The sequence below is a fragment of the Streptomyces sp. DG1A-41 genome (genome assembly GCF_037055355.1).
Lineage (GTDB): Bacteria > Actinomycetota > Actinomycetes > Streptomycetales > Streptomycetaceae > Streptomyces.
In genome coordinates, this window is the sequence record NZ_CP146350.1 from 6,768,474 (window position 1) to 6,792,132 (window position 23,659).

The 23,659-nt window shown below is 71.2% G+C and carries 20 protein-coding genes and 1 pseudogene; 13 read left to right on the top strand and 8 right to left on the bottom strand.

Annotation, left to right across the window (positions count from 1 at the left end; all coding sequences use genetic code 11):
- Nucleotides 1–67: 67 nt before the first annotated feature.
- A complete protein-coding gene (locus V8690_RS31685) occupies nucleotides 68–844 on the bottom strand; it encodes an amino acid ABC transporter ATP-binding protein (protein WP_338783509.1) in 777 nt (258 codons plus the stop codon).
- 290 nt (nucleotides 845–1,134) lie between these two features.
- Between V8690_RS31685 and V8690_RS31690 the strand changes: the two genes are divergently transcribed.
- A complete protein-coding gene (locus tag V8690_RS31690) occupies nucleotides 1,135–1,821 on the top strand; it encodes a response regulator transcription factor (protein WP_010034790.1) in 687 nt (228 codons plus the stop codon).
- A 9-nt stretch (nucleotides 1,822–1,830) separates the two neighbouring features.
- The gene (locus V8690_RS31695; protein WP_338783511.1) at nucleotides 1,831–3,234 is read left to right on the top strand and encodes a HAMP domain-containing sensor histidine kinase; all 1,404 of its coding nucleotides are present in this window, start codon (nucleotides 1,831–1,833) and stop codon (nucleotides 3,232–3,234) included.
- A 15-nt stretch (nucleotides 3,235–3,249) separates the two neighbouring features.
- Here V8690_RS31695 and V8690_RS31700 read toward each other — a convergent pair whose 3' ends face one another.
- Entirely contained in the window at nucleotides 3,250–4,251 is a 1,002-nt protein-coding gene (locus V8690_RS31700) for a TAXI family TRAP transporter solute-binding subunit (protein WP_338783513.1), read from the bottom strand.
- 96 nt (nucleotides 4,252–4,347) lie between these two features.
- Between V8690_RS31700 and V8690_RS31705 the strand changes: the two genes are divergently transcribed.
- On the top strand, nucleotides 4,348–4,755 hold the full coding sequence (locus V8690_RS31705; RefSeq protein WP_338783514.1) for a MazG nucleotide pyrophosphohydrolase domain-containing protein: 408 nt from the start codon (nucleotides 4,348–4,350) through the stop codon (nucleotides 4,753–4,755).
- A 414-nt stretch (nucleotides 4,756–5,169) separates the two neighbouring features.
- Here V8690_RS31705 and V8690_RS31710 read toward each other — a convergent pair whose 3' ends face one another.
- Both V8690_RS31710 and V8690_RS31715 read right to left on the bottom strand, forming a co-directional pair.
- Nucleotides 5,170–6,393 (bottom strand): cation:proton antiporter, encoded by a 1,224-nt coding sequence (locus V8690_RS31710; protein WP_338783515.1) that lies wholly within the window; start codon nucleotides 6,391–6,393, stop codon nucleotides 5,170–5,172.
- 4 nt (nucleotides 6,394–6,397) lie between these two features.
- On the bottom strand, nucleotides 6,398–6,883 hold the full coding sequence (locus V8690_RS31715) for a TrkA C-terminal domain-containing protein (protein WP_338783516.1): 486 nt from the start codon (nucleotides 6,881–6,883) through the stop codon (nucleotides 6,398–6,400).
- 157 nt (nucleotides 6,884–7,040) lie between these two features.
- On the opposite strand from V8690_RS31715, the gene V8690_RS31720 reads away from it, so the two are divergent.
- The 4 genes from V8690_RS31720 to V8690_RS31735 all read left to right on the top strand — a co-directional run bounded on the left by V8690_RS31720 (nucleotide 7,041) and on the right by V8690_RS31735 (nucleotide 11,324).
- Nucleotides 7,041–8,084 carry a sensor histidine kinase gene (locus tag V8690_RS31720; protein ID WP_338783517.1) on the top strand — a complete coding sequence of 348 codons (1,044 nt, stop codon included), beginning with the start codon at nucleotides 7,041–7,043 and terminating at the stop codon, nucleotides 8,082–8,084.
- A complete protein-coding gene (locus tag V8690_RS31725; RefSeq protein WP_338783518.1) occupies nucleotides 8,084–8,776 on the top strand; it encodes a response regulator transcription factor in 693 nt (230 codons plus the stop codon). The genes V8690_RS31720 and V8690_RS31725 overlap by 1 nt, the downstream gene beginning before the upstream one ends.
- Nucleotides 8,777–8,840: 64 nt before the next feature.
- Complete coding sequence (gene miaB / locus V8690_RS31730; RefSeq protein WP_338783519.1) at nucleotides 8,841–10,361, top strand: tRNA (N6-isopentenyl adenosine(37)-C2)-methylthiotransferase MiaB; 1,521 nt, start codon at nucleotides 8,841–8,843, stop codon at nucleotides 10,359–10,361.
- 249 nt (nucleotides 10,362–10,610) lie between these two features.
- Entirely contained in the window at nucleotides 10,611–11,324 is a 714-nt protein-coding gene (locus V8690_RS31735) for a class III extradiol dioxygenase subunit B-like domain-containing protein (RefSeq protein ID WP_338783520.1), read from the top strand.
- A 138-nt stretch (nucleotides 11,325–11,462) separates the two neighbouring features.
- On the opposite strand, the gene V8690_RS31740 is transcribed toward V8690_RS31735, so the two are convergent.
- Together V8690_RS31740 and V8690_RS31745 are read right to left on the bottom strand one after the other, a co-directional pair.
- Complete coding sequence (locus V8690_RS31740; RefSeq protein WP_338783522.1) at nucleotides 11,463–11,888, bottom strand: Rv0909 family putative TA system antitoxin; 426 nt, start codon at nucleotides 11,886–11,888, stop codon at nucleotides 11,463–11,465.
- A gap of 26 nt (nucleotides 11,889–11,914) precedes the next feature.
- On the bottom strand, nucleotides 11,915–12,184 hold the full coding sequence (locus tag V8690_RS31745; protein ID WP_338783524.1) for a hypothetical protein: 270 nt from the start codon (nucleotides 12,182–12,184) through the stop codon (nucleotides 11,915–11,917).
- A 182-nt stretch (nucleotides 12,185–12,366) separates the two neighbouring features.
- Here V8690_RS31745 and miaA point away from each other — a divergent pair, with 182 nt between their 5' ends.
- The 6 genes from miaA (at nucleotide 12,367) to hflX (ending at nucleotide 20,751) form a co-directional block, all read left to right on the top strand.
- Nucleotides 12,367–13,305, top strand: coding sequence for a tRNA (adenosine(37)-N6)-dimethylallyltransferase MiaA (gene miaA, locus V8690_RS31750; RefSeq protein ID WP_338783525.1), 939 nt, complete (start codon nucleotides 12,367–12,369; stop codon nucleotides 13,303–13,305).
- 108 nt (nucleotides 13,306–13,413) lie between these two features.
- On the top strand, nucleotides 13,414–13,926 hold the full coding sequence (locus V8690_RS31755; RefSeq protein ID WP_338785523.1) for a hypothetical protein: 513 nt from the start codon (nucleotides 13,414–13,416) through the stop codon (nucleotides 13,924–13,926).
- A 141-nt stretch (nucleotides 13,927–14,067) separates the two neighbouring features.
- On the top strand, nucleotides 14,068–14,940 hold the full coding sequence (dapF, locus tag V8690_RS31760) for a diaminopimelate epimerase (protein WP_338783527.1): 873 nt from the start codon (nucleotides 14,068–14,070) through the stop codon (nucleotides 14,938–14,940).
- Between the two features lie 335 nt (nucleotides 14,941–15,275).
- Nucleotides 15,276–17,471, top strand: coding sequence for an HD domain-containing protein (locus V8690_RS31765; protein WP_338783528.1), 2,196 nt, complete (start codon nucleotides 15,276–15,278; stop codon nucleotides 17,469–17,471).
- Between the two features lie 121 nt (nucleotides 17,472–17,592).
- On the top strand, nucleotides 17,593–19,101 hold the full coding sequence (locus V8690_RS31770; protein WP_338783529.1) for a M1 family metallopeptidase: 1,509 nt from the start codon (nucleotides 17,593–17,595) through the stop codon (nucleotides 19,099–19,101).
- A 156-nt stretch (nucleotides 19,102–19,257) separates the two neighbouring features.
- Nucleotides 19,258–20,751, top strand: a complete 1,494-nt coding sequence (gene hflX / locus V8690_RS31775; RefSeq protein ID WP_338783530.1) for a GTPase HflX — start codon at nucleotides 19,258–19,260, stop codon at nucleotides 20,749–20,751.
- 94 nt (nucleotides 20,752–20,845) lie between these two features.
- On the opposite strand, the pseudogene V8690_RS31780 reads toward hflX, so the two are convergent.
- A pseudogene (locus tag V8690_RS31780) lies at nucleotides 20,846–22,033 on the bottom strand (hypothetical protein).
- A gap of 225 nt (nucleotides 22,034–22,258) precedes the next feature.
- Nucleotides 22,259–23,482 carry a hypothetical protein gene (locus tag V8690_RS31785; RefSeq protein ID WP_338783531.1) on the bottom strand — a complete coding sequence of 408 codons (1,224 nt, stop codon included), beginning with the start codon at nucleotides 23,480–23,482 and terminating at the stop codon, nucleotides 22,259–22,261.
- Nucleotides 23,483–23,659: the final 177 nt, after the last annotated feature.

Below are 23,659 nucleotides of genomic sequence, written 5' to 3' on the forward strand. Positions count from 1 at the left end.
TGACTTGTGAAGAGATGCGGGCCGTCAAGGGCGGTGACGCAGGTCGCGTCGCGCGCGACGTGCGCCGTCAGTGATGCAGGATCTTCGACAGGAAGTCCTTGGCACGGTCGCTGCGCGGGTTGCTGAAGAACTGGTCGGGCGCAGCCTCCTCGACGATTCGGCCGTCCGCCATGAACACCACGCGGTTTGCGGCCGATCGTGCGAAACCCATCTCATGGGTGACGACGATCATGGTCATGCCGTCCCGGGCGAGCTGCTGCATGACCTCCAGCACCTCGTTGATCATCTCGGGGTCGAGCGCGGAGGTCGGCTCGTCGAAGAGCATGACCTTCGGCTCCATGGCCAGCGCCCGCGCGATCGCGACGCGCTGCTGCTGGCCGCCGGAGAGCTGTGCCGGGTACTTCTCGGCCTGCGCGGCCACGCCGACCCGGTCGAGCAGAGCCCGGGCCCGCTCCTCGGACGCCTGCTTGTCCTTCTTGCGGACCTTGACCTGGCCGAGCGTCACGTTCTCCAGCACGGTCTTGTGCGCGAAGAGATTGAAGGACTGGAAGACCATCCCGACGTCGGCCCGCAGCCGGGCGAGTCCCTTGCCCTCGGCGGGCAGCGGCTTGCCGTCGATCTCGATCGAGCCGGAGTCGATCGTCTCCAGGCGGTTGATGGTGCGGCACAGGGTGGACTTGCCGGACCCGGACGGTCCGATGACCACGACGACTTCACCGCGGGCGATCGTCAGGTCGATGTCCTGGAGTACGTGCAACGCGCCGAAGTGCTTGTTGACGCTCTTCAGGACGACCAGTTCTCCGGTCGCGGCCACATCTTCCTTGGCCACCGATACTTCGGTCATCGCTCTCAGGCTCCGTCCTCCTCGGTTTCGGAGGACAGTAGTAACCCTCTACGACCTGCGTCATTACATCTGAGGGGAATCTGAGCATCACGATCCGATAGCAATCGGACACGTGTCGTAGCACTTATGAGCAGCGCTCATATCGGCCGGGTAACGGAAGCTCTCCGCAACCGGAACCCTCTTGACGCCGTCCTCATCCATCAGCGTGACTGCACAAGGTGCACGCGCGCGCGTGCACGCTTCTTTGTACACATCTAGATCGTACGGCCAGTGAACCGAAGGGGGACCGGGTGAGACTGCTGCTCGTCGAGGACGACAACCATGTCGCCGCCGCCCTGTCCGCGGTTCTCGCGCGGCACGGGTTCGACGTCACGCACGCGCGCAGCGGCGAGGAGGCCCTCCAGGCGCTGGTCCCCGAGGTCGACGGCTTCGGAGTCGTCCTGCTCGACCTGGGCCTGCCCGACCAGGACGGATACGAGGTCTGCGGCAAGATCCGCAAACGCACCAGCACGCCGGTGATCATGGTCACCGCGCGCTCCGACGTGCGCTCCCGCATCCACGGCCTCAATCTCGGGGCCGACGACTACGTGGTGAAGCCGTACGACACCGGGGAACTGCTCGCCCGCATCCATGCCGTGAGCCGTCGCACCTCCCACGAGGACACCTCCAGCGGCATCGAGACCGAGCTGCGCCTCGGCCCGGTGCACATCGAGCTGCCCACTCGCAGGGTCAGCGTGGACGGAACCGTGATCCAGCTGACCCGCAAGGAGTTCGACCTCCTGGCCCTGCTCGCGCAGCGGCCCGGGGTGGTCTTCCGCCGGGAGCAGATCATCAGCGAGGTGTGGCGGACCAGCTGGGAGGGGACCGGTCGCACCCTTGAGGTGCACGTCGCGTCCCTGCGCGCCAAGCTGCGCATGCCGGCCCTCATCGAGACCGTACGCGGAGTCGGCTACCGGCTCGTCGCGCCTGCCGGGTAGCGGGGCCGGGTGCGCACTCGTCTGCTCCCGCTGCTGATCGTCCTGATGGCGGCCGTGCTGCTCGCGCTCGGCATCCCGCTGGCCGTCAGCCTGGCCGGCGCCCAGCAGCAGAAGGTCGTCGTCGACCGGATCGACGACACGGCACGCTTCGCGGCTCTCGCCCAGTTCGTCACCGACTCGCCCGACGGGACCACCGGCGCGTTCGAGAACGAGCGCCTGGCCACCCTCAGCAGCGAGCTCCGCAGCTACTACGAGGTCTACGGCATTCGCTCGGGCGTCTTCTACCGCACCGGCACCGCCATGGCTCACGCCCCGGCCAGGTGGTCCCTGCCGAAAGAGGGCGAGGTACGCGACGCCTTCGAAGAGGCGAAGCTGAGCCGCCGCAGCCACGACCCGCGACAGGTGTGGCCCTGGCAGCGCCGCAACCTCGTGGTCGCCTCGCCGGTCATCCGGGACGGGGACGTCGTCGCGGTCGTCGTCACCGACTCGCCCACCGGGCAGATGCGCTCCCGCACGCTGCACGGCTGGCTGGTCATCGGCGCGGGCGAGTCCGCCGCGATGCTGCTGGCCGTCGGAGCCGCCTTGCGGCTGACCGGCTGGGTGCTCAAGCCCGTACGGGTGCTGGACGCCACCACCCACGACATCGCCACGGGGCGGCTGAAGTCCCGCGTCGCCGCCGCAGGCGGCCCGCCGGAACTCAGGCGCCTGGCCCGGTCGTTCAACGAGATGGCGGACAACGTCGAGGACGTGCTGGAGCAGCAGCGCGCCTTCGTCGCCGACGCCTCGCACCAGCTGCGCAACCCGCTCGCGGCACTGCTGCTGCGCATCGAGCTGCTCTCCTTCGAGCTGCCCGAGGGCAACCAGGAGATCGCCTCGGTCCAGGCCGAGGGCAAGCGCCTCGCGCAGGTCCTGGACGATCTGCTCGACCTGGCGCTGGCCGAGCACACCGAGGCCGATCTGAAGATCACCGACATCGGCGAGCTCGCCGCCGAACGGGTCGCGGCCTGGTCCCCGACCGCCGAGGCCAAGGGCGTACGCCTGGTGGGCGACTGCCCGCCGACGACCGCGTGGGCCGACCCGGTGGCGTTGTCCAGCGCCCTGGACGGGATCATCGACAACGCGGTGAAGTTCACGCCCGAGGGCCGGACCGTCGAGGTGACCGTCGCCCCCGACGGCGACACCTCCACCGTCGTCGTCACCGACCAGGGCCCCGGCCTCACCGACGAGGAACTGGCCCGCATCGGCGACCGCTTCTGGCGCAGCAGCCGCCATCAGAACATCAAGGGCTCGGGCCTCGGACTGTCCATCTCACGGGCGCTGCTCGCGGCGGGCGGCGGTTCGATCACGTACGACCATCACGAGCCGCACGGGCTGAAGGTGACGGTGACGGTGCCGAGGGTCGGACCGGCGTAGAGTCGGGGGGCAGCGCTATGGCTTGACGGACCGGTAGTAGCGCCGGGCCCCGTCGTGCAGCTTGAGCGGGTCGGTGTAGATCGCCGTGCGGACGTCGACCAGCTGGGCGGAGTGGACAGTCGCTCCGATGCCGTCCCGGCTGTCGATCACCGTACGGGTCAGCCACTCGGTGAGCCGGGAGTCCATGTCGTTGCGCGTCACCAACAGGTTGGACACCGCCAGGGTGGGGACCGGGTCGCCGCGCTGGATGGCGGGGTAGGCCGACTCCGGCATCTTGGTGGCGCGGTAGTAGCGCGTGGCACCGCCCTGGTCGTGCAGCTTCGCCACGAGGGCGGCATCGATCGGCACGAAGCGGAAGGCCGACGCCGACTTCTTGGCCAGCCGGCTGAGCCCGTCCGTGGGCAGCCCGCCCGACCAGAAGAACGCGTCGAGGCCGTGTCCCAGCCGTTTGGGGCCGGTGTCGATGCCGTCCGACGACGGCTTGATGTCCTTCTCCGGGTCGATCCCGGCCGCCTTGAGCACGCCGTTCGCGATCAGCCGTACGCCGGAGTTCGGCAGCCCTATGGCCACGCGCTTGCCCCGCAGGTCCGCGACGGAGCGGATGTCCGAGTCCGGCGGTACGACGAGCTGGACGTAGTCGTCGTACAGGCGCGCGACACCGCGCAGCCGGTCGGCGCCCGTGCTGTTGTCGAGCTTGTACGTGGCGACCGCGTCCGCGGCGGCGATCGCGAAGTCCGCCTGGCCCGTCGCCACGTCCGCGACGTTCTCCTGCGAACCGGCGCTGGTCAGCAACCGTACCTTCAGATCGGGCATGTCCTTGTCGATCGCTTTGCGCAGGAGGTCGCCGTACTCGTAGTACACCCCCGCGCGCGTGCCCGTGCTGAACCTGATCGTTCCGCCCGGTGGCTCCTCGGCCCAGGGGCGCAGCCACCACAGCAACAGCCCGAGGACCACGAGGGAGGCGGCGCCGCCCGTGAGGGCCTGGCGCCTGCCGACAAGGGGGAACACCTTGGACATGCGCGAGATCCTGCCAGCCGTGGTGCCCGCTGACCAGGGGCGGGTTCCCAGGGCGGGGGCCAGGGAGTGTCAGTGGCGGCCACTACAGTCGCCCGTATGAGCTCCTCGCCCGCAGACCTGGTCCGTGCATTCCACCTCGCCTTCGGACTGGACGCCCGCAGTACCCCCACGGAGGTGTCCCCGGAACTCGCCGCCCACCGCGGCGAACTCCTCGCGGAGGAGGCCGCGGAGGTCGCCGAGGTGTCGGTGACGGGCCCTATCGACCGGCTCGCCCACGAACTCGCCGACGTCGTCTACGTCGCCTACGGCACCGCGCTCGTCCACGGCATCGACCTCGACGCGGTACTGGCCGAGATCCACCGCTCCAACATGACCAAGATCGGTCCCGACGGCTCCGTCTCCCGCCGCGAGGACGGCAAGGTGCTCAAGGGGGAGCACTACGAGGCACCGGATGTGCCGGGGGTGCTGCGGAGGCAGGGGTGGGAACCGGCCGCCGACGCCTGAGCCTGTGCCGCGCGGGTCGGCGGCTCGCCTCTGGTCGGCGTCTGGCGGCTGCCGGGGTGGGTGGGGGGTACCTCGGTCTGGTGTCGGGCCGGTTGCCGGGGCTGCCGGTGGCTCCTAGGTCCGGCGGCTGACGTCCGCCGGGTTGCCGGTGGTTCCCCTGTCCGGCGGCTGCCCGCGTGCGCGGTGGTACCTCTGCTGACGTGCGCCGGGGTTGCCTGGTCCCCCTGTCTGCCGCCCGGCGGCAGCCGGGGTACTCGGTGGTACCTCTGTCCGCCGTCTGACGCCCGCCAGGGCCACAGGTGGCCTCTGCCCCGGCGGCCGGCGGCTGCCGGGGCACGCGGTAGCGCCCCGGTCCGCCGCCTGGCGGCCGCCAGGGCCGACGGCGGCTTCCCTGTCCCTGCCCGGCACCGCCCCTCAGTCGGCCACCGGCGCGTCCGCCTCCCTGGCCCGGGGCGTCGTCTCCGCCGTACCCCGGGACGACTCGCGGCGTCGGCTCCACCAGGTCGCCGCGGGCTCCGTGTAGCGCGCGGTGAGGGGGCCCAGGACGACCAGGATGAGGACGTAGGCCGTGGCCAGAGGGCCGAGGGACGGTTCGACGCCCGCCGAGACCGCCAGGCCGGCGATGACGATCGAGAACTCGCCCCGGGCCACCAGCGCACCACCCGCCCGCCAACGGCCCTTGACGGAGATTCCGGCCCGCCGCGCCGCCCAGTAACCGGTGGCGATCTTCGTCAGGGCGGTGACGACGGCCAGGCCCAGGGCGGGCAGCAGAACGGGCGGGATGCTGGACGGGTCCGTGTGCAGCCCGAAGAAGACGAAGAAGACCGCCGCGAACAGGTCGCGCAGGGGGCTCAGCAGTGTGTGCGCGCCCTCCGCCACCTCCCCGGACAGCGCGATGCCCACCAGAAAGGCCCCGACCGCCGCCGACACCTGGAGCTGCTGCGCCACACCCGCCACCAGGATCGTCAGCCCCAGCACGACCAGCAGCAGCTTCTCCGGGTCGTCGCTGGAGACGAAGCGGGAGATGACCCTGCCGTAGCGCAGGGCCAGGAACAGGACGAGGCCCGCCGCGCCCAGCGCGATCGCCAGGGTCAGGCTGCCGGCCAGCAGCCCGGCTCCCGCCACCAGCGCCGTGACGATGGGCAGGTACACCGCCATCGCCAGATCCTCCAGCACGAGCACGCTGAGGATCACCGGCGTCTCCCGGTTGCCGACCCGGCCGAGATCGCCCAGCACCTTCGCGATCACGCCGGACGACGAGATCCAGGTGACACCGGCCAGGACGACGGCGGCCACCGGCCCCCAGCCGAGCAGCAGTGCCACCGCCGCCCCCGGCAGCGCGTTGAGCGCGCAGTCGACCAGACCGGACGGGTAGTGGGTCTTGAGGTTGGAGACCAGATCGCTCGCCGTGTACTCCAGGCCCAGCATCAACAGCAGCAGGATGACGCCGATCTCGGCGCCGGTGGCGACGAACTCCTCGCTCGCTCCGAGCGGCAGCAGACCGCCCTCGCCGAAGGCCAGACCGGCCAGGAGATACAGCGGTATCGGCGACAGCCGGAAACGGGCGGCGAACCGGCCGAGCAGGCCGAGGCCGAGGATGATGGAACCGAACTCGATCAGCAGGACCGCGGAGTGCACCGGCTCACTCCCGGCCGAGTATCGACGCGGCGGCGTCGACGCCCTCACGGGTGCCGACGACGATCAGCGTGTCACCGCCCGCCAGCCGGAAGTCCGGCGCGGGAGAAGGGATGGCCTCGGCCCGGCGCAGCACCGCCACGACCGACGCGCCCGTCTCCGTCCGCATCCGCGTGTCGCCCAGCACCCGCCCGTTCCAGCGCGAGGTCGCGGCCACCTCGATCCGCTCGGCGACCAGCCCCAGGTCCGTGGTGTACAGCAGACTCGGACTGTGGTGGGACGGCTTCAGCGCGTCGATCAGCGAACCCGCCTCCGAGCTGGTCAGCCGCAGGGACTGCGCGCAGGAGTCGGGATCGTCTGCCCGGTACACGTTCACCGTGCGCGTGCCGTCGCGGTGCGCCACCACCGACAGTTGGCGGTGTTCCCGGGTCTCCAGGTCGTACTGGACCCCGATGCCCGGCAGCGGCGTCGCCCTCAGGCGCGGAGCTGACACGTTTCTTCCCCTTGTTTCGTCTTGCTCTGGTTGTCCGTCCGGCCCCGGTTGTCCGTCCCGCTCTGGCTGGTCGTCCGGCTCTTGTCGGTCTGGCGAACGGTGTCGATCAACGGACGGGTCAAGTCCGCATGCTGTCATCCGGCCGTACGGTGACGACATGGGTGTCGTGACGGATATACACAGCGGTCGGTCGCCGGAGAGGGTGGAGGGGGCGGTGTCATACGCGAGGGCAGGAAGGAGCGGATCCAGGAACGTGTCGTTGTTCTGGCGGATCTTCTCGCTCAACGCGGCGGGCCTGGTCGTGGCCACGGCGTTGCTGCTCGGCCCGGTCACCGTGTCGACCCCCGTCCTGGCGGGCGAGGCGCTCCTCCTGCTCGGCGGCCTGGCGATGCTGCTCACCGGCAACGCGCTCGTGCTGCGCTTCGGCCTCGGACCCCTGCAACGGCTGGACCGGGCCATGGCCACCGTGGACCTGCTGCGTCCGGGCGCCCGGCCTGTGGTCGCCGGCCCCGCGGAGACGGCCGGGCTGATCACGACGTACAACGCGATGCTCGACCGGCTGGAGGCCGAGCGGGCCGCGGGCGCCGCCCGGGCGCTGTCCGCACAGGAGAGCGAACGGAACCGGATCGCCCGGGAACTCCACGACGAGGTCGGGCAGACCCTGACCGCCGTCCTCCTCCAGCTCAAGCGCGTCGCGGACCGGGCGCCCGTGGACCTGCGCGAGGAGGTCGGCCAGGCGCAGGAGGCGACCCGGGCCGGCCTGGACGAGATCCGCCGGATCGCCCGCAGGCTGCGCCCCGGCGTCCTGGAGGAACTCGGCCTGGCCAGCGCCCTGCGCTCGCTCGCCGCCGAGTTCACGACCCATGGGCTGACCGTGCGCCACCACGTCACCGGTGACCTCCCCGCCCTGACCCCGGAATCGGAACTCGTCGTCTACCGAGTGGCCCAGGAAGGTCTGACCAACACCGCCCGGCACGCCGGCGCCGACCGTGCCGAACTCCGCCTCCGGCCGGTCCCCGGCGGCGTCGAACTCCTCGTGCGCGACAACGGCACGGGCCTCGGCGACGCCCCGGAGGGCGCCGGAATCACCGGCATGCGCGAACGCGCCCTCCTGATCGGCGCCGCCCTCACCCTCGAACCGGCCCCCGACCGGGGCACCGACGTACGCCTGCGCATACCGGCGACGGAAGGAACACGCTGATGTCCACACGGATGACGCCGGGGAACTCGTCAACCACCGCCCGGCCCCCGATCCGCGTCCTGCTCGCCGACGACCACACCCTCGTACGCCGGGGAGTGCGCCTCATCCTCGACGGGGAGCCCGACCTGACGGTCGTCGCCGAGGCAGGGGACGGGGCCGAGGCCGTCGCCCGCGCCCGGGAGACCGCCGTCGACCTGGCCGTCCTGGACGTCGCCATGCCCCGCATGACCGGCCTCCAGGCGGCCCGTGAACTCTGCCGACGGCTGCCCGACCTGCACATCCTCATGCTGACGATGTACGACAACGAGGAGTACTTCTTCGAGGCGCTCAGGGCCGGAGCCAGCGGCTACGTCCTGAAGTCCGTCGCCGACCGCGACCTGGTCGAGGCCTGCCGGGCGGCCGTGCGCGACGAGCCGTTCATCTACCCGGGCGCCGAGCGGGCCCTCGTCCGCTCCTACCTGGAGCGGCTGCACCGGGGCGACGGCCTGCCGGAACGAGCCATCACCGAACGCGAGGAGGAGATCCTCAAGCTGGTCGCCGAGGGCCACACCTCCAAGGAGATCGGCGAACTCCTCTTCATCAGCGCCAAGACGGTCGAACGCCACCGCGCCAACCTCCTCCAGAAGCTCGGCATGCGCGACCGTCTGGAGCTGACCAGGTACGCGATCCGCGCCGGTCTCATCGAGGCATGAGCCCGGGCCCCGGGTTGTCCACAGGCGACCGAGTCACTTCCGGCGACCGCCTACCCTTGTCCCCATGAGCAGCATCGACCGGAGCCAGTCAGTGGGCGGCACGCGCACATATGAGGTACGCACCTACGGGTGCCAGATGAACGTCCACGACTCCGAGCGATTGGCCGGTCTGCTGGAGGACGCGGGCTACGTCCGCGCCCCCGAGGGCGCCGACGCGGCCGACGTCGTCGTCTTCAACACCTGCGCCGTGCGTGAGAACGCCGACAACAAGCTGTACGGCAACCTCGGTCACCTGGCACCCAAGAAGGCCGCCCGCCCCGGCATGCAGATCGCGGTCGGCGGCTGCCTCGCGCAGAAGGACCGCGACACCATCGTGAAGAAGGCGCCCTGGGTGGACGTCGTCTTCGGCACGCACAACATCGGCAAGCTGCCGGTCCTGCTGGAACGCGCGCGCGTGCAGGAGGAGGCACAGGTCGAGATCGCCGAGTCGCTGGAGGCGTTCCCGTCCACGCTGCCGACGCGGCGCGAGAGCGCGTACGCGGCCTGGGTCTCCATCTCCGTCGGCTGCAACAACACCTGCACCTTCTGCATCGTCCCGGCCCTGCGAGGCAAGGAGAAGGACCGCCGCCCCGGCGACATCCTCGCCGAGATCGAGGCCCTGGTCGCCGAGGGCGTCTCCGAGATCACGCTGCTCGGGCAGAACGTCAACGCGTACGGCTCCGACATCGGCGACCGGGAGGCCTTCAGCAAGCTGCTGCGCGCCTGCGGCAAGATCGAGGGTCTGGAGCGCGTCCGCTTCACCTCCCCGCACCCGCGCGACTTCACCGACGACGTCATCGCCGCCATGGCCGAGACGCCGAACGTGATGCCGCAGCTGCACATGCCGCTCCAGTCCGGTTCGGACACGGTGCTGAAGGCCATGCGCCGCTCCTACCGCCAGGATCGCTACCTGGGGATCATCGAGAAGGTCCGCGCCGCCATCCCGCACGCGGCGATCAGCACCGACATCATCGTGGGCTTCCCGGGCGAGACCGACGAGGACTTCGAGCAGACGCTGCACGTCGTGCGCGAGGCCCGCTTCGCGCAGGCCTTCACCTTCCAGTACTCCAAGCGCCCGGGCACCCCGGCCGCCGAGATGGACGGCCAGATCCCCAAGAAGGTCGTCCAGGAGCGCTACGAGCGCCTGGTCGCCCTCCAGGAGGAGATTTCCTGGGAGGAGAACAAGAAGCAGGTCGGCCGCACGCTGGAGCTGATGGTCGCCGAGGGCGAGGGCCGCAAGGACGACACGACCCACCGCCTGTCCGGCCGCGCCCCCGACAACCGCCTCGTCCACTTCACCAAGCCGGACCAGGAGGTCCGCCCCGGTGACGTGGTGACCGTCGAGATCACCTACGCCGCCCCGCACCACCTCCTCGCCGAGGGCCCTGTGCTGGACGTGCGCCGCACGCGCGCGGGCGACGCCTGGGAGAAGCGCAACGCCGAGAAGGCGGGCAAGCCGGCCCGGCCAGGCGTGCTCCTGGGCCTGCCGAAGATCGGCGTCCCCGAGCCGCTCCCGGTGGCGGCGACGGGCTGCGGCTGCGACTGAGCCGGGCTGGGCCCGCTGTCGGTGCTGACCGCGGCTGGGCCACGGCTGCGGGTTGATTCCGGCCGCGGTCGGCTTCGGCTTTGGCTGGGTCCCCGCTGCGGCGTGCGTCGGGCCGGGGCTGGGTCGGGTGCGGCCTGTGTGCTGCCGGGCTTGTGACCTGCTGGGTTGGTGTCCGGCCGGGCTGCGGCGAGTGTGAGGCCGGGTCCGCCGCATGCGTAGGGGTGGCCCTGGAGGGTTACCCTGCCGATCATGCTTGTCGCCGCCGCTGTCTGCCCCTGTCCGCCCCTGCTGGTGCCCGACGTCGCCGCGGGCGCCGCTCCGGAGCTGGACGCGGCGCGGGCCGCCTGCACGGACGCGCTGGGCGTGCTCGCCGCCGCCCGGCCCGGTCGGCTCGTGGTCGTCGGGCCGGTGGACAGCGCCGGGCCCGAGACGTATCCGGAGGGCACGCGGGGCTCGTTCCGGGGCTTCGGCGTCGATCTCGACGTACGGCTGGGACGGGACGAGGACACGCCCGTGGAACACCGGCTGCCGTACTCACTGGCGGTGGCCGCCTGGCTGCTGGAGCGGACGGGATGGTCCGACGCCCCGGTCGAGGGGCTCGGCGTGGGGGACAGGCTCGTGCCCGAGCGGTGTGCCCGGACCGGACGGGGCCTCGCCACACGGGCCGAGCGGGTCGCGCTGCTGGTGATGGGTGACGCCAGCGCGTGCCGGACGCTCAAGGCCCCGGGGTATCTGGACGAACGGGCGGCGCCCTTCGACGCGGAGGTCGCGCGCGCACTCGGCACGGCGGACCTGGCCGCGCTCACGACGCTGGACACAGGGCTGGCGCGCGAACTGAAGGTCTCCGGCCTGGCCCCCTGGCAGGTCCTGGCGGGCGCGGCCGAGGGCGCGGACCTCGGCGGATCACTGCTGTACGAGGACGCGCCGTACGGAGTGGGGTACGTCGTGGCCACCTGGTCGTAGCCCCGGCGGCAGGGCGGGCCCGGTGGCGGGAGGCGGGAAACGGCGGACGGCCGGGAGCCCTCGTGCTCCGCGGCCGTCCGCCGATGTGCCCCCCGTGTGGCGATGTGTGTGTTCAGGACCCGCAACGTCGATGCGCGCTCAGGAGGTGGGAGGCGGTGCGTCCGGCGGCGGGGTGCCTCCGGCGTCCCGCGGCGGTGCCGTACGGCCAGTGTCCGGGGGCATGGTACCTCCGGCGTCCCGCGGTGGTGCTGTACGGCCCGGATCCGGCGGCGTGGTGCCCCCTGCGCTTGGCGGCGGCATGGTGCTGCCCGCGCCCGGCGGCGTCGCCGTGCCGCCCGAGCCCGGTCCGCTGTCGCCCTTGTGCGCGAGTCGGTCCACGGCGCCCTTGGCCTTGCCCGTGCCCGACTGGATCCTGTCGCTGTACTTGCCCTTGGTCCTCTTGTCGACGACCTGCGCGGCCTTGTCGAGGCCGTGCTGGATCTTGTCCTCGTGCCGCTGCGCGAGGTCCGAGACCTTGTCCTTGGCCGGGCCCAGCTTGGCCTTCACATTGTCCAGGAGACCCATGGTTCACCTTCCCTCGCGCACGGCGGTCACGTGCGGGCGCCCTCGCCGGCCTCGTTGTCGGCCGCCTTGTCGGTGGACTGCTGCTTGGGGATGTCGATGCCTTTGGTCTCGGTGACCTCGGCGGCCTCAGCCGCCGGCTGAGCAGCTTCCGCTGCCCCGTCCGTACCCTTCGCCGCCTCTGCCCCTGCCGATTCCTCCGCCTCGGCCCCGACCGTCGCCTCGTCGGCCTGAGCCTCGGCGGCAGTCGCCTCCTCCGTGGCCTTGGACCGCCGGAGAAGTCGTGCAAAAACGCCCATATCCACTCCATACGTTACTCGTGCGGGCGAAATCCCGCGTCGCCCGGTGCGTCCGTTTGCGCGACCCGGGCCACCGCCTCCGCGATCCGGCGGCGGGAACCTCGCAACGGGCAACGACCCCGGGGCCGTGGCGTCACGTAACTCGTTCGAGAGCAGGGTTCGAGGTTTGCGAGACTGGGTCGGTGAGCAGTGCACCCCCCGCCCCCCGCGTCATCGCCGTCGTCGGACCAACTGCGGCCGGAAAGTCCGATCTGGGCGTCTTCCTGGCCCAGCGTCTCGGCGGTGAGGTCGTCAACGCCGACTCCATGCAGCTCTACCGAGGGATGGACATCGGCACCGCCAAGCTGACGCCCGAGGAGCGCGGCGGCGTCCCCCACCACCTCCTGGACATCTGGGACGTGACCGCCACGGCGTCCGTCGCCGAGTACCAGCGCCTGGCCCGTGAGCGGATCGAGGCCCTGCTCGCCGCAGGCCGCTGGCCGATCCTGGTGGGCGGCTCCGGACTGTATGTGCGCGGGGCCGTCGACAACCTGGAGTTCCCCGGTACCGACCCGGAGGTCCGCGCCCGCCTGGAGGAGGAACTCACGCTGCGTGGCTCCGGCGCGCTGCACGCCCGGCTCGCCGCCGCCGACCCCGAGGCCGCGCGGGCGATCCTGCCCAGCAACGGCCGCCGGGTCGTCCGGGCCCTGGAGGTGATCGAGATCACCGGCAGGCCCTTCACCGCCAACCTTCCCGGCCACGACTCGGTGTACGACACGATCCAGATCGGCGTCGACGTGGCCCGGCCCGAGCTGGACGAGCGCATCGCGCGCAGGGTCGACCGGATGTGGGAGGCCGGCCTAGTGGACGAGGTGCGCGCACTGGAGGCGCAGGGGTTGCGCGAGGGGCGTACCGCCTCGCGCGCGCTCGGCTACCAGCAGGTGCTCGCGGCGCTTGCCGGGGAGTGCACCCTGGAGGACGCGCGGGCCGAGACCGTACGTGCCACCAAGCGCTTCGCGCGCCGTCAGGATTCATGGTTCAGGCGCGATCCCCGGGTGCACTGGTTGAGTGGGGCTGCGGCCGATCTCACAGAACTTCCGCAGCTCGCGCTGTCTTTGGTCGAACGACCGGTTACAGCCTGATCACGTCATGGCATCGGGACGCGCAGGCCGTCATCCGGGCCTGCGGCGGCGTGCCATCATCGAGCTTCGATCGACCGAGCTGAGTCCTAGTTGGGAGGGCGCGTGGCGATGAAGGCCGGCCCTCGCGACACCGCACAAGGCACCGATCACATCACCGCCGACCGGGATGAACCGGAGCGCCGGGACGGACCGGAGCAGGAGTCGGACCGTCTCAGCTCCGACGGTCCCGACGAGATGCAGGGTGTGACGGACGACGGCCCCGAGCCCGAGGAGATGTTCGCGGGCGAGGTCGAGGTCGAGCTGCGTCCGCAGCGCCGGCTGCGCATCTGGCAGCTCGCGCCCATCGTGAGCCTGGCCGCGGTCGGCTCCCTGATGTTCGCGTTCCCGCTCGCCTTCGACTTCGGCGACAGCGGGGCCGTGATCGCCATGCTCGGGCTGCTGATCTGCTCGTGCGCGGCCGGCTGGGGCATGATGGCCGCCCGTCGCGTGGGCTACACCTGGCCGGGCCTGCCGGCCCGGGGCTCCGGCCGCAGACCGGACTGGCGCGTCGTACTCGCGTACACCGTCATGGTGGCCGCGGTGGTCGTACTGGCCGTGTGGCGAGTAGCGCGGCTCCGCTAGAGCGCCGCATGCCGGAGCGCCCGGAAGGGGCGCGGTGAACTGCGTGACAGGCCACGACGCACCCGCACACCGCGACGCACCCGCACGCCCACGGCGAATCCGCACGGCCCTCCCCGCGGAGCAGACCGTACGATCGAGGGCATGAGCACGCGGATCCCCTTCCTCAAGGGTCACGGCACCGAGAACGACTTCGTGATCGTCCCGGACCCCGAGAACGCCATCGACCTGCCCCCGGCCGCCGTCGCAGCCCTCTGCGACCGCCGTGCGGGCATCGGCGGTGACGGGCTGCTGCACGTGGTGCGATCCGCGGCGCATCCCGAGGCGAGGGGCATGGCGGCCGAGGCGGAGTGGTTCATGGACTACCGCAACGGCGATGGCTCGATCGCCGAGATGTGCGGCAACGGCGTGCGCGTCTTCGCGCGCTACCTCCAGCGCGCCGGACATGTCACCGAAGGGGACCTCACGGTCGCCACACGCGGAGGCGTCAAGACGGTCCACATCGCCAAGGACGGTGACGTCACCGTGGGTATGGGCAAGGCTCTGTTCCCGGAGGGCGGCGTCACGGTCAGCGTCGGAGAGCGCAGCTGGCCCGCGCGGAACGTGAACATGGGCAACCCGCACGCGGTCGCCTTCGTGGACGACCTGTCCCACGCCGGTGATCTGATCTCCCCGCCGCCCTTCAGCCCGGCCGCCGCCTACCCGCACGGTGTGAATGTCGAGTTCGTGGTCGACCGCGGCCCCGGGCACGTCGCGCTGCGCGTGCACGAGCGCGGTGCCGGCGAGACCCGCTCGTGCGGCACGGGCGCGTGCGCGGTGGCCGTGGCCACCGCCCGCCGAGACGGCGCCGACCCGGCGGTCACCGGCACCCCGGCGACCTACACCGTGGATGTCCCCGGCGGCACCCTGGTGATCACCGAGCGGCCCGACGGCGAGATCGAGATGACCGGCCCGGCGGTGATCGTGGCCGAGGGCGAGATCGACGCCGACTGGCTGGAGACCGCCACGCGCGCGTGAACAGCCGACTGGCTGGAGACCGCCATGCGCGCGTGAATGAACAGGCGCTGATCGCCCTGAAATCGCCGCGCGCCGTCGGCCACTCGACCCGAAACCGCCGTATGGAACCGGCCACTTGGCGGGATTGGAACCGTGATGGTCACGACGTACGGGGGCACAAACCTCACATTCGTCCCTCGAATGGGTGATCAGTTTCACGCTCGGCGAGAGGCGGTCGGCCGGGCGTGGTGGGCTCGGTAGCATCAAGCACCGGCCCGGACGGGGGACGAAGCCACCCCCTGAGCCGTGTCCGCCATGGGGCACCCGTCCGCCGGTCCACGCAGCCGGAGGTGCCCATGAGTGCGGAGGCCACGAATTCCGTGACCCCAGGCCCGATGCCGGGCGCGGTGTCAGGACCGGTGACGCCGACAGCCCCGCGCAGAAAGGCCCGCCCCCGGATCGACCTGCGACGCCTCGGCCGCGCCGCGCTGCTCGGCCCCGCCGCCCGAGGCCGGCTGCCCGACGCCATCAGCCACGTCGTCGACGCGCACCGCGCCCACCACCCCGACGCGGACCTCGAACCCCTGCGCCGCGCCTACGTCCTGGCCGAGTCCTCGCACCGCGGCCAGATGCGCAAGAGCGGCGAGCCGTACATCACGCACCCGCTCGCCGTGACTCTGATCCTCGCCGAACTCGGCGCCGAGACCACGACGTTGACCGCGTCTCTGCTCCACGACACCGTGGAGGACACGGATGTGACGCTCGACCAGGTCGGCGAGCAGTTCGGCGAGGAGGTCCGCTTCCTCGTCGACGGCGTCACCAAACTGGAGAAGGTCGACTACGGCGCCGCCGCCGAGCCCGAGACCTTCCGCAAGATGCTCGTCGCCACCGGCAACGACGTCCGCGTCATGTCGATCAAACTCGCCGACCGGCTCCACAACATGCGCACCCTCGGCGTCATGCGCCCCGAGAAGCAGGAGCGCATCGCCAAGGTGACACGTGACGTGCTGATCCCGCTCGCCGAACGGCTGGGCGTCCAGGCGCTCAAGACCGAACTGGAAGACCTCGTCTTCGCGATCCTGCGCCCCGAGGAGTACGAGCACACAAGGGAGTTGATCGTCCGCAACGCCGCCCGCGCGGACGACCCGCTCGCCGAGGTCGCCGACGAGGTGCGCACCGTGCTGCGCGAGGCGGACATCCCGGCCGAAGTCCTCATCCGGCCCCGCCACTTCGTCTCCGTGCACCGGGTCTCCCGCAAACGCGGCCGGCTCCAGGGCTCCGACTTCGGCCGCCTGCTGGTGCTGGTGAACGAGGACGCCGACTGCTACGGCGTCCTGGGCGAACTCCACACCTGCATGACGCCGGTGGTCTCGGAGTTCAAGGACTTCATCGCCGTACCGAAGTTCAACCTGTACCAGTCGCTGCACACGGCCGTCGCCCGCGAGGACGGCCAGGTCGTCGAAGTCCTCATCCGCACCCACCAGATGCACAAGGTCGCCGAGGCCGGAGTCGTCGCGCTCGGCAACCCGTACGCACCGGCCCCCGACGACCCGGCCGACGGCGAACGCGTCGACCCCACGCGTCCCGGCTGGCTCTCCCGGCTCCTCGACTGGCAGGAGGCGGCACCCGACCCGGACCACTTCTGGTCGACCCTGCGCGAGGACCTCGCCCAGGACCGCGAGATCACCGTCTTCCGGCCCGCCGGCGGCACGCTCGGCCTGCCCGAGGGGGCGACCTGTGTGGACGCCGCGTACGCGCAGTACGGCGAGGACGCGCACGCGTGCATCGGCGCCCGTGTCAACGGCCGTCTGGCGACGCTGAGCACCGTCCTGAAGGACGGCGACACGGTCCAGCTCCTCATGGGCCAGGACCCGGTGTCCGAGCCTTCCCGGGAGTGGCTGGAGCACGCGCACACGCCCGCGGCCCGGATCGCCATCCAGCGGTGGCTGGCCGCTCATCCGGCGCAGGCCGAGGCCCAGCGGACCGAGGGCCGGGAGGACCGGCAGGCCGAGGAACGCGCGGCGCCTCCCCGGCCCGCGACCGCCGTCCCATCCGACCCGGACGGCCCAGCTCCCGAGCAGGCGGCCGCCCGCCTCTCCGGCGGCAACGTCCTCACCGACCGGCCAGGCGCGACCGTCCGGCTCGCCGGCTGCTGCACACCCGTACGGCCCGACGAGATCACCGGCTTCGCCGTACGCGGGGGAGCGGTCACCGTGCACCGCGCCGAGTGCGCCGCGGTGGCCCGTATGAAGGACGGGGGGCGCGCCGAGGTCGGCGTGCGCTGGGGCGATGCCACCGAGTGCCGGGTCACGCTGGTCGCCGAATCGTTCGTCCGCCCCCATCTGCTCGCGGACCTCACGGAGGCCATGGCCCTGGAAGGCGCCGAGATCGTCTCCGCGACCGTCGAACCCCCGACCCAGCAGCAGGTCCGTCACACGTACACCGTGGAGCTCCCGGACGCGGCCCACCTGCCCGCCCTCATGCGCGCAATGCGCAACGTGGCCGGGGTGTACGACGTCACCCGGGCACAACCGCAGATGCAGGGCGGCTGAGCCGGTCCGGACGCCGGCCACCGGACAGGGGCGGCACCCGGCGCAGGCCCCGGTCCCCGGTTCGGGTGGGCCGGACGCGCGTCGTCCCCGTCACGCACGCGCGCGCTGATAGCCGTGAGGCATGCGCCTCACCCCCCACCGCACCCGAACCCGTTCCTGTCGTCGGCGGACGTCCGCGGCGCTGCTCGCCTCGGCCGTCTCCGTCTGCCTCGTCGCCGCGAGCGCCCCGGCCGTCCCGCTCGGCGTCGGCGACCGCCTCTTCCCGTACCTGGGCAACCCCGGCTACGACGTCGCGGCGTACGACCTCTCCTTCACCTACCCCGGCAGCAACAGCGAGCCGCTGCGGGCCGTCACCACCATCGACGCCTGGACCACCGCCGACCTGGACCGCGTCAACCTGGACTTCGCCCATGGCACGGTCCACTCGGTAGAGGTCGACGGCGAGCCCGCCACGTTCGGCACCGCCGGCGAGGACCTGGTGATCACGCCCGAGGACTCAGTCTCGGACGGCAACTGGATGCGGATCACCGTGCGGCACACCAGTGACCCGGTGCCCGCGAAGGGGCGCGAGGGCGGCTGGGTGCGCACTGCGGACGGCCTCGCCATGGCCAACCAGGCCGACGCCGCGCACTTGGTGTTCCCGTGCAACGACCACCCCTCCGACAAGGCGATGTTCACCATCCGGGTCACCGCACCCGACGGCCACACAGCCGTCGCCAACGGTCTGTCCGCCGGGGTGGACAGGTTTGGCGGGTCGACCACGTGGACGTACCGCACCCAGCACCCCATGGCCACCGAGCTCGCCCAGGTCTCCATCGGCCGCTCCACGGTGCTGCACCGCATCGGCCCGCACGGACTGCCCGTACGGGACGTCGTCCCGACCAAGCACCGCAAGGCGCTCGAACCCTGGCTGGAGAAGACCCCGGAGCAGATCGCCTGGATGGAGAGCAAGGTCGGCCGCTACCCCTTCGAGACGTACGGCCTGCTCATGGCCGACGCCTCCACCGGCTTCGAACTGGAGACCCAGACGCTCTCCCTCTTCGAGCGGGAGCTGTTCACCGAGCCCGTCTACCCGGCGTGGTACGTCGACTCGATCATGATCCACGAGCTGGCCCACCAGTGGTTCGGCAACAGCGTCGGCCCCCGCACCTGGTCCGACCTGTGGCTCAACGAGGGGCACGCCACCTGGTACGAGGCGCTGTACGCCGAGGAGCAGGCCGACAAGCCGATGCGGGACCGAATGAAGGCCGCGTACGGTGCTTCCGACCGCTGGCGCGCGTCCGGCGGACCACCCGCCGCCCCCAAGGCTCCCGAGCCGGGCCGCAAGACCAGCATCTTCCGTCCCAACGTCTACGACGGCGCCGCGCTCGTCCTGTACGCCCTGCGCCAGGAGATCGGCCGACCGGCCTTCGAACGTCTGGAACGCGCCTGGGTCGGCCGGTACCAGGACGACACCGCCACGACGGAGGACTTCGTCCGGCTGGCCGCCGAGATCTCCGGGCGCGACCTGGACGGCTTCTTCCAGGGCTGGCTGTACGGGGAGAAGACCCCGCCGATGCCGGGGCACCCGGACTGGAAGCCGGCCGCGCCCGCGAAGGTGGGTGCGCCCGCTGAGGCGGTCGCTCGATAACACGGTGACGAGACGCCCCGTGCCGTGCGACTATCTTCAGGTCGGCGCGGCACGGAGCGCCGGGAATCTCCCGGGGCGTTCGCGCGTTATGCCCGGTGACGGAAAGCTCGCAGCGCTCCGTCGCCGTAAACGGTTTCCCAGCTACGTAAGGATCCAATGACCTCCTCTTCTTCCCCTTCCCAGGACACCAAGCGCTTCGCGCACAGCCACCCCGAGGGTCTTCGGGCCGATGCCCTGATGGAAGAGGACGTCGCCTGGAGCCACGAGATCGACGGAGAGTGGGACGGCGACCAGCTCGACCGCTCCGAGCGCGCGGCTCTGCGCCGTGTGGCGGGCCTCTCCACCGAGCTCGAGGACGTCACCGAGGTCGAGTACCGCCAGCTCCGCCTGGAGCGGGTCGTCCTCGTCGGCGTCTGGACCTCGGGAACCGTGCAGGACGCGGAAAACTCCCTCGCGGAGCTCGCCGCCCTCGCGGAAACGGCCGGCGCGCTGGTGCTCGACGGTGTGATCCAGCGCCGCGACAAGCCCGACGCGGCCACCTACATCGGCTCCGGCAAGGCCCGGGAGCTGCGCGACATCGTCCTCGAGTCGGGCGCGGACACCGTCATCTGCGACGGTGAGCTCAGCCCGGGCCAGCTGATCCACCTCGAGGACGTCGTCAAGGTCAAGGTCATCGACCGGACCGCCCTGATCCTGGACATCTTCGCCCAGCACGCCAAGTCCCGAGAGGGCAAGGCGCAGGTTGCGCTCGCGCAGATGCAGTACATGCTGCCGAGGCTCCGGGGCTGGGGTCAGTCGCTGTCCCGGCAGATGGGCGGCGGCAAGGGCGGCGGCCTCGCCACCCGTGGTCCCGGTGAGACCAAGATCGAGACGGACCGGCGGCGGATCCGCGAGAAGATGGCGAAGATGCGCCGGGAGATCGCGGACATGAAGACCGGCCGCGAGATCAAGCGCCAGGAGCGCAAGCGCCACAAGGTGCCCTCGGTCGCCATCGCGGGCTACACCAACGCCGGCAAGTCCTCGCTGCTCAACCGCCTCACGGGCGCGGGCGTGCTGGTGGAGAACGCCCTGTTCGCGACCCTCGACCCGACCGTGCGCCGGGCCGAGAGCCCGAGCGGCCGGCTGTACACGCTGGCCGACACGGTCGGGTTTGTGCGCCATCTGCCCCACCACCTGGTCGAGGCGTTCCGCTCCACGATGGAGGAGGTCGGCGAGTCCGACCTGATCCTGCACGTGGTGGACGGTTCGCACCCGAACCCGGAGGAGCAGCTGGCCGCCGTGCGCGAGGTGATCAGGGACGTCGGCGCCACCGACGTACCCGAGATCGTCGTGATCAACAAGGCCGACGCGGCCGACCCGCTGACGCTCCAGCGGCTGATGCGTGTCGAGAAGCGGTCCCTGGCCGTCTCGGCCCGCACCGGCCAGGGCATCGACGAGCTGCTCGCGCTCATCGACAACGAGCTGCCGCGCCCGTCGGTCGAGATCGAGGCGCTCGTGCCGTACACGCACGGCAAGCTGGTCGCCCGTGCCCACGACGAGGGCGAGGTCCTCTCCGAGGAGCACACCCCGGAGGGCACCCTGCTCAAGGTGCGGGTGCACGAGGAACTGGCGGCGGAGCTCACGCCGTATGTCCCTGCGCCGGCGCTCTGACCCTTCCGCGTAGGCGCGTCTTCGACCTGAGCGGTCTGAGCGCGAGAAGGCCCGCTCCCTGTCCCGCAGGGAGCGGGCCTTCAGCATGCCTCGGTCATCGACCGCCGTGGGTCCTGCTCATGTTCTGTTGGAGCGCCTCGGCATCGCGGCCCAGCTGGGGACCGGCCAGCCAGCTGTTGTCGGCCGGGCCGATCGAGGTGTTGGAGACCAGCACGGACTTGCCGTTCAGCCCCCGGAACCAGCCGCCGCCGGACGAACCGCCGGTCATGGTGCAGCCGATGCGGTACATCGTCGGCAGGCTCGGGCTGAGCGAGAACCGGCCCGGGACGTCGATGTACTTGAACATCTTCAGGCCGTTGTAGGGCGGCGCCGCCGGGTAGCCCCAGGCGCCCATCTTCTCGGCCGCGGACGGCGCGGAGAAGTCCACGTCCAGGGCGGCACCGACCGTCTCCTCCAGGGACTTGGCGCTTTGCTCGGGCTTCGCGTGCAGCACGGCGTAGTCGTACGCCGCCCCGTCACTGCCGGTCTCAAAGCCGCCCTGGATCCACTGGTTCGAGGTCGAGGCCCAGTCCGCCCACCAGTTGCCGTACGGGCGACCTCCGTCGGGTTGGCGTTGCTCAGCTCCGCCTCGGACTTGCCGAGGTCGTTGTAAGCGGGGACGAACACGAGGTTGCGGTACCAGCCGCCGGCGTGCACGCAGTGGCCCGCCGTCCACACCAGGTTGGACTTGCCCGGGTGGTTGACGTCCTTGATCACCGTGCCGGAGCAGACGGCCGGGCCGTAAGGGGAGTCGAAGAAGACCTTGCCGACCGGAGCGGCGTTCCGGTGGTACGGCGTCTTCTCGGTCTGCGCCTGGACGGGCGCCGGAACCGGGTCGCTCACGCCCTGGACGGCCGACGCGTCCTTCGTCGTGACCGTCTTGTCGGCCTCCTTCGCGGACTGCATCCGCTCCGGCTTCCAGAGGCCCTAGATCACCGAGTTGACGAAGTCCTCGGCCTCACTGAGCCACTTGTCCTTGTCCCAGTCCTTCCAGCCGCCGTCCTTCCACCGGTCGACGTCGATCCCGTGTTTCCTTGAGCTTGCAGGCGAGGTCGGCCGGGATCTTGACCTTGCCCCCGTCGTCCGCGGCCTGCGAGGTGGTGGCGTCGGGCTTGTCGCTCGCCGAGTCCGCCGAACCTGCACAGGCGGTCACGGTGAGCGCCAGGGCGGTGACGAGCCCGGTGGCGGCGAGAACGGTGCGCCGCCTGCGCCTCGGTGCCGCGGGCGTAGCTGCGGAACGCATGGTGCAATGACCCCGTTGGCGCGTGTGCTGCTGCGCGTGTGCATGCATACCGGGTGCCGGAGCCCCCGGCGCGATACCCCACGATGCCCGTGGAGTTGAGGGCGTACGGGGGTGGTGGAGTTCCGTGAGTCCACGGGCCATTGCGCCAGGTGGGCACGGGTACGGGCACAGGCGCGGGCAGGGGACGGGGGCACCACCCCACCGCCGACGGTGTTCAGTCGGCCGTCACCGGCCCGCGAACTTCTCGCTGACCGAGTCGTACACGCCCTTGGCCACGTCACCCAGCCGCGGCCCGGCCAGCCAGCCCGACGTCACCGGGCCGATCGAGGTGTTGGACACCAGCGCGGGCTTGCCGTCCGAGCCCGTCGCGACCCAGCCGCCGCCGGACGAACCGCCGGTCATGGTGCAGCCGATGCGGTACATCGTCGGGTCCGACGCGGTGACCGACAGCCGGCCCGGCTGGTCCTGGCATTGGTACAGCTTCTGCCCGTCGTACGGTGGCGCGGCCGGGTATCCGATGGCCGTCACGTTCTTCGCCTTCGGCACGGCGGGGGCCTTGAAGTCCACCGGCAGCGCCGAACCGACCGTCTCCTCCAGCGACCTGCCGCCACTACCCTTCTCCGGCGTCACATGGATGACCGCGAAATCGTAGGGAGCGCCGTCCCCGCCCGTCGAGCCGCCCTGCTCGATCCACTGGTCCGAGGTCTGTGCCCAGTCCCCCCACCAGACGCCGTAGGGAGCGACGTCCTCCCTGGTGGCGTTCTCCAGTTCCGCGACCGGCTTGCCGTCGTCGTTGTACGACGGCACGAACGCGATGTTGCGGTACCAGCCGCCCTTCTTGCCCGCGTGCACGCAGTGGCCCGCCGTCCACACGAGGTTGGACTTGCCCGGGTGGGCCGGGTCCTTCACCACCGTCGCCGAGCAGACGGCCGAGCCCTTGGGAGAGTCGAAGAACACCTTCCCGGCCGTGGGCGCGTTGGCGTGGTACGACGGCGGCACGGCCTGCGCCTGGACCGGCTCGGGCGCGGGATCGGTCACGCCCTGGTCACCGGAGAGGTCGCTGTCGTCGATGCCCTCGTCGGGCTCCTCGGCCTCCCGCATGCGGTCCGGGTCCCAGAGTCCCTCGATGATCGGGTTGATGTATTCGTTGGCCTCGCGCAGCCAGTCGTCCCGGTCCCAGTTCTTCCAGGCGCCGTTCTTCCACTTGTCGATGTCGATCCCGTGCTCGCGGAGCCGGTCCCTGATGTCGTCCGGGATCCTCAGCTTGCCGTCGTCGGAGGCGCCGGCCGACGCGGAGGCCTCGCCGCCCGCCGCGGCGTCGCCCGACTCGCAGGCGGTGGCGGTCAGCGCGAACGCCGAGGCGAGGGCCACGGCGGCCAGCACGGGGGAGTTCCTGCGGCGTGCCCTCCCCTCTCGGCTGGCGGTGGACAACGGCCGTGTGGATCGCATGATGTGACTCCCCCTGATGTGGAACGAGCATGGACGAACCGGTGCTTCGGGCCTGGTTCCCGCCTACTCATGGGGAGTTCAGGCCGATCTCACGGCGTCCGGGAACGGCACCACACACTATGCGGTGGCTGTGGGGGCGGCCCGACGGAACCGCAACAGTTCCGTCACGGAAAGGAT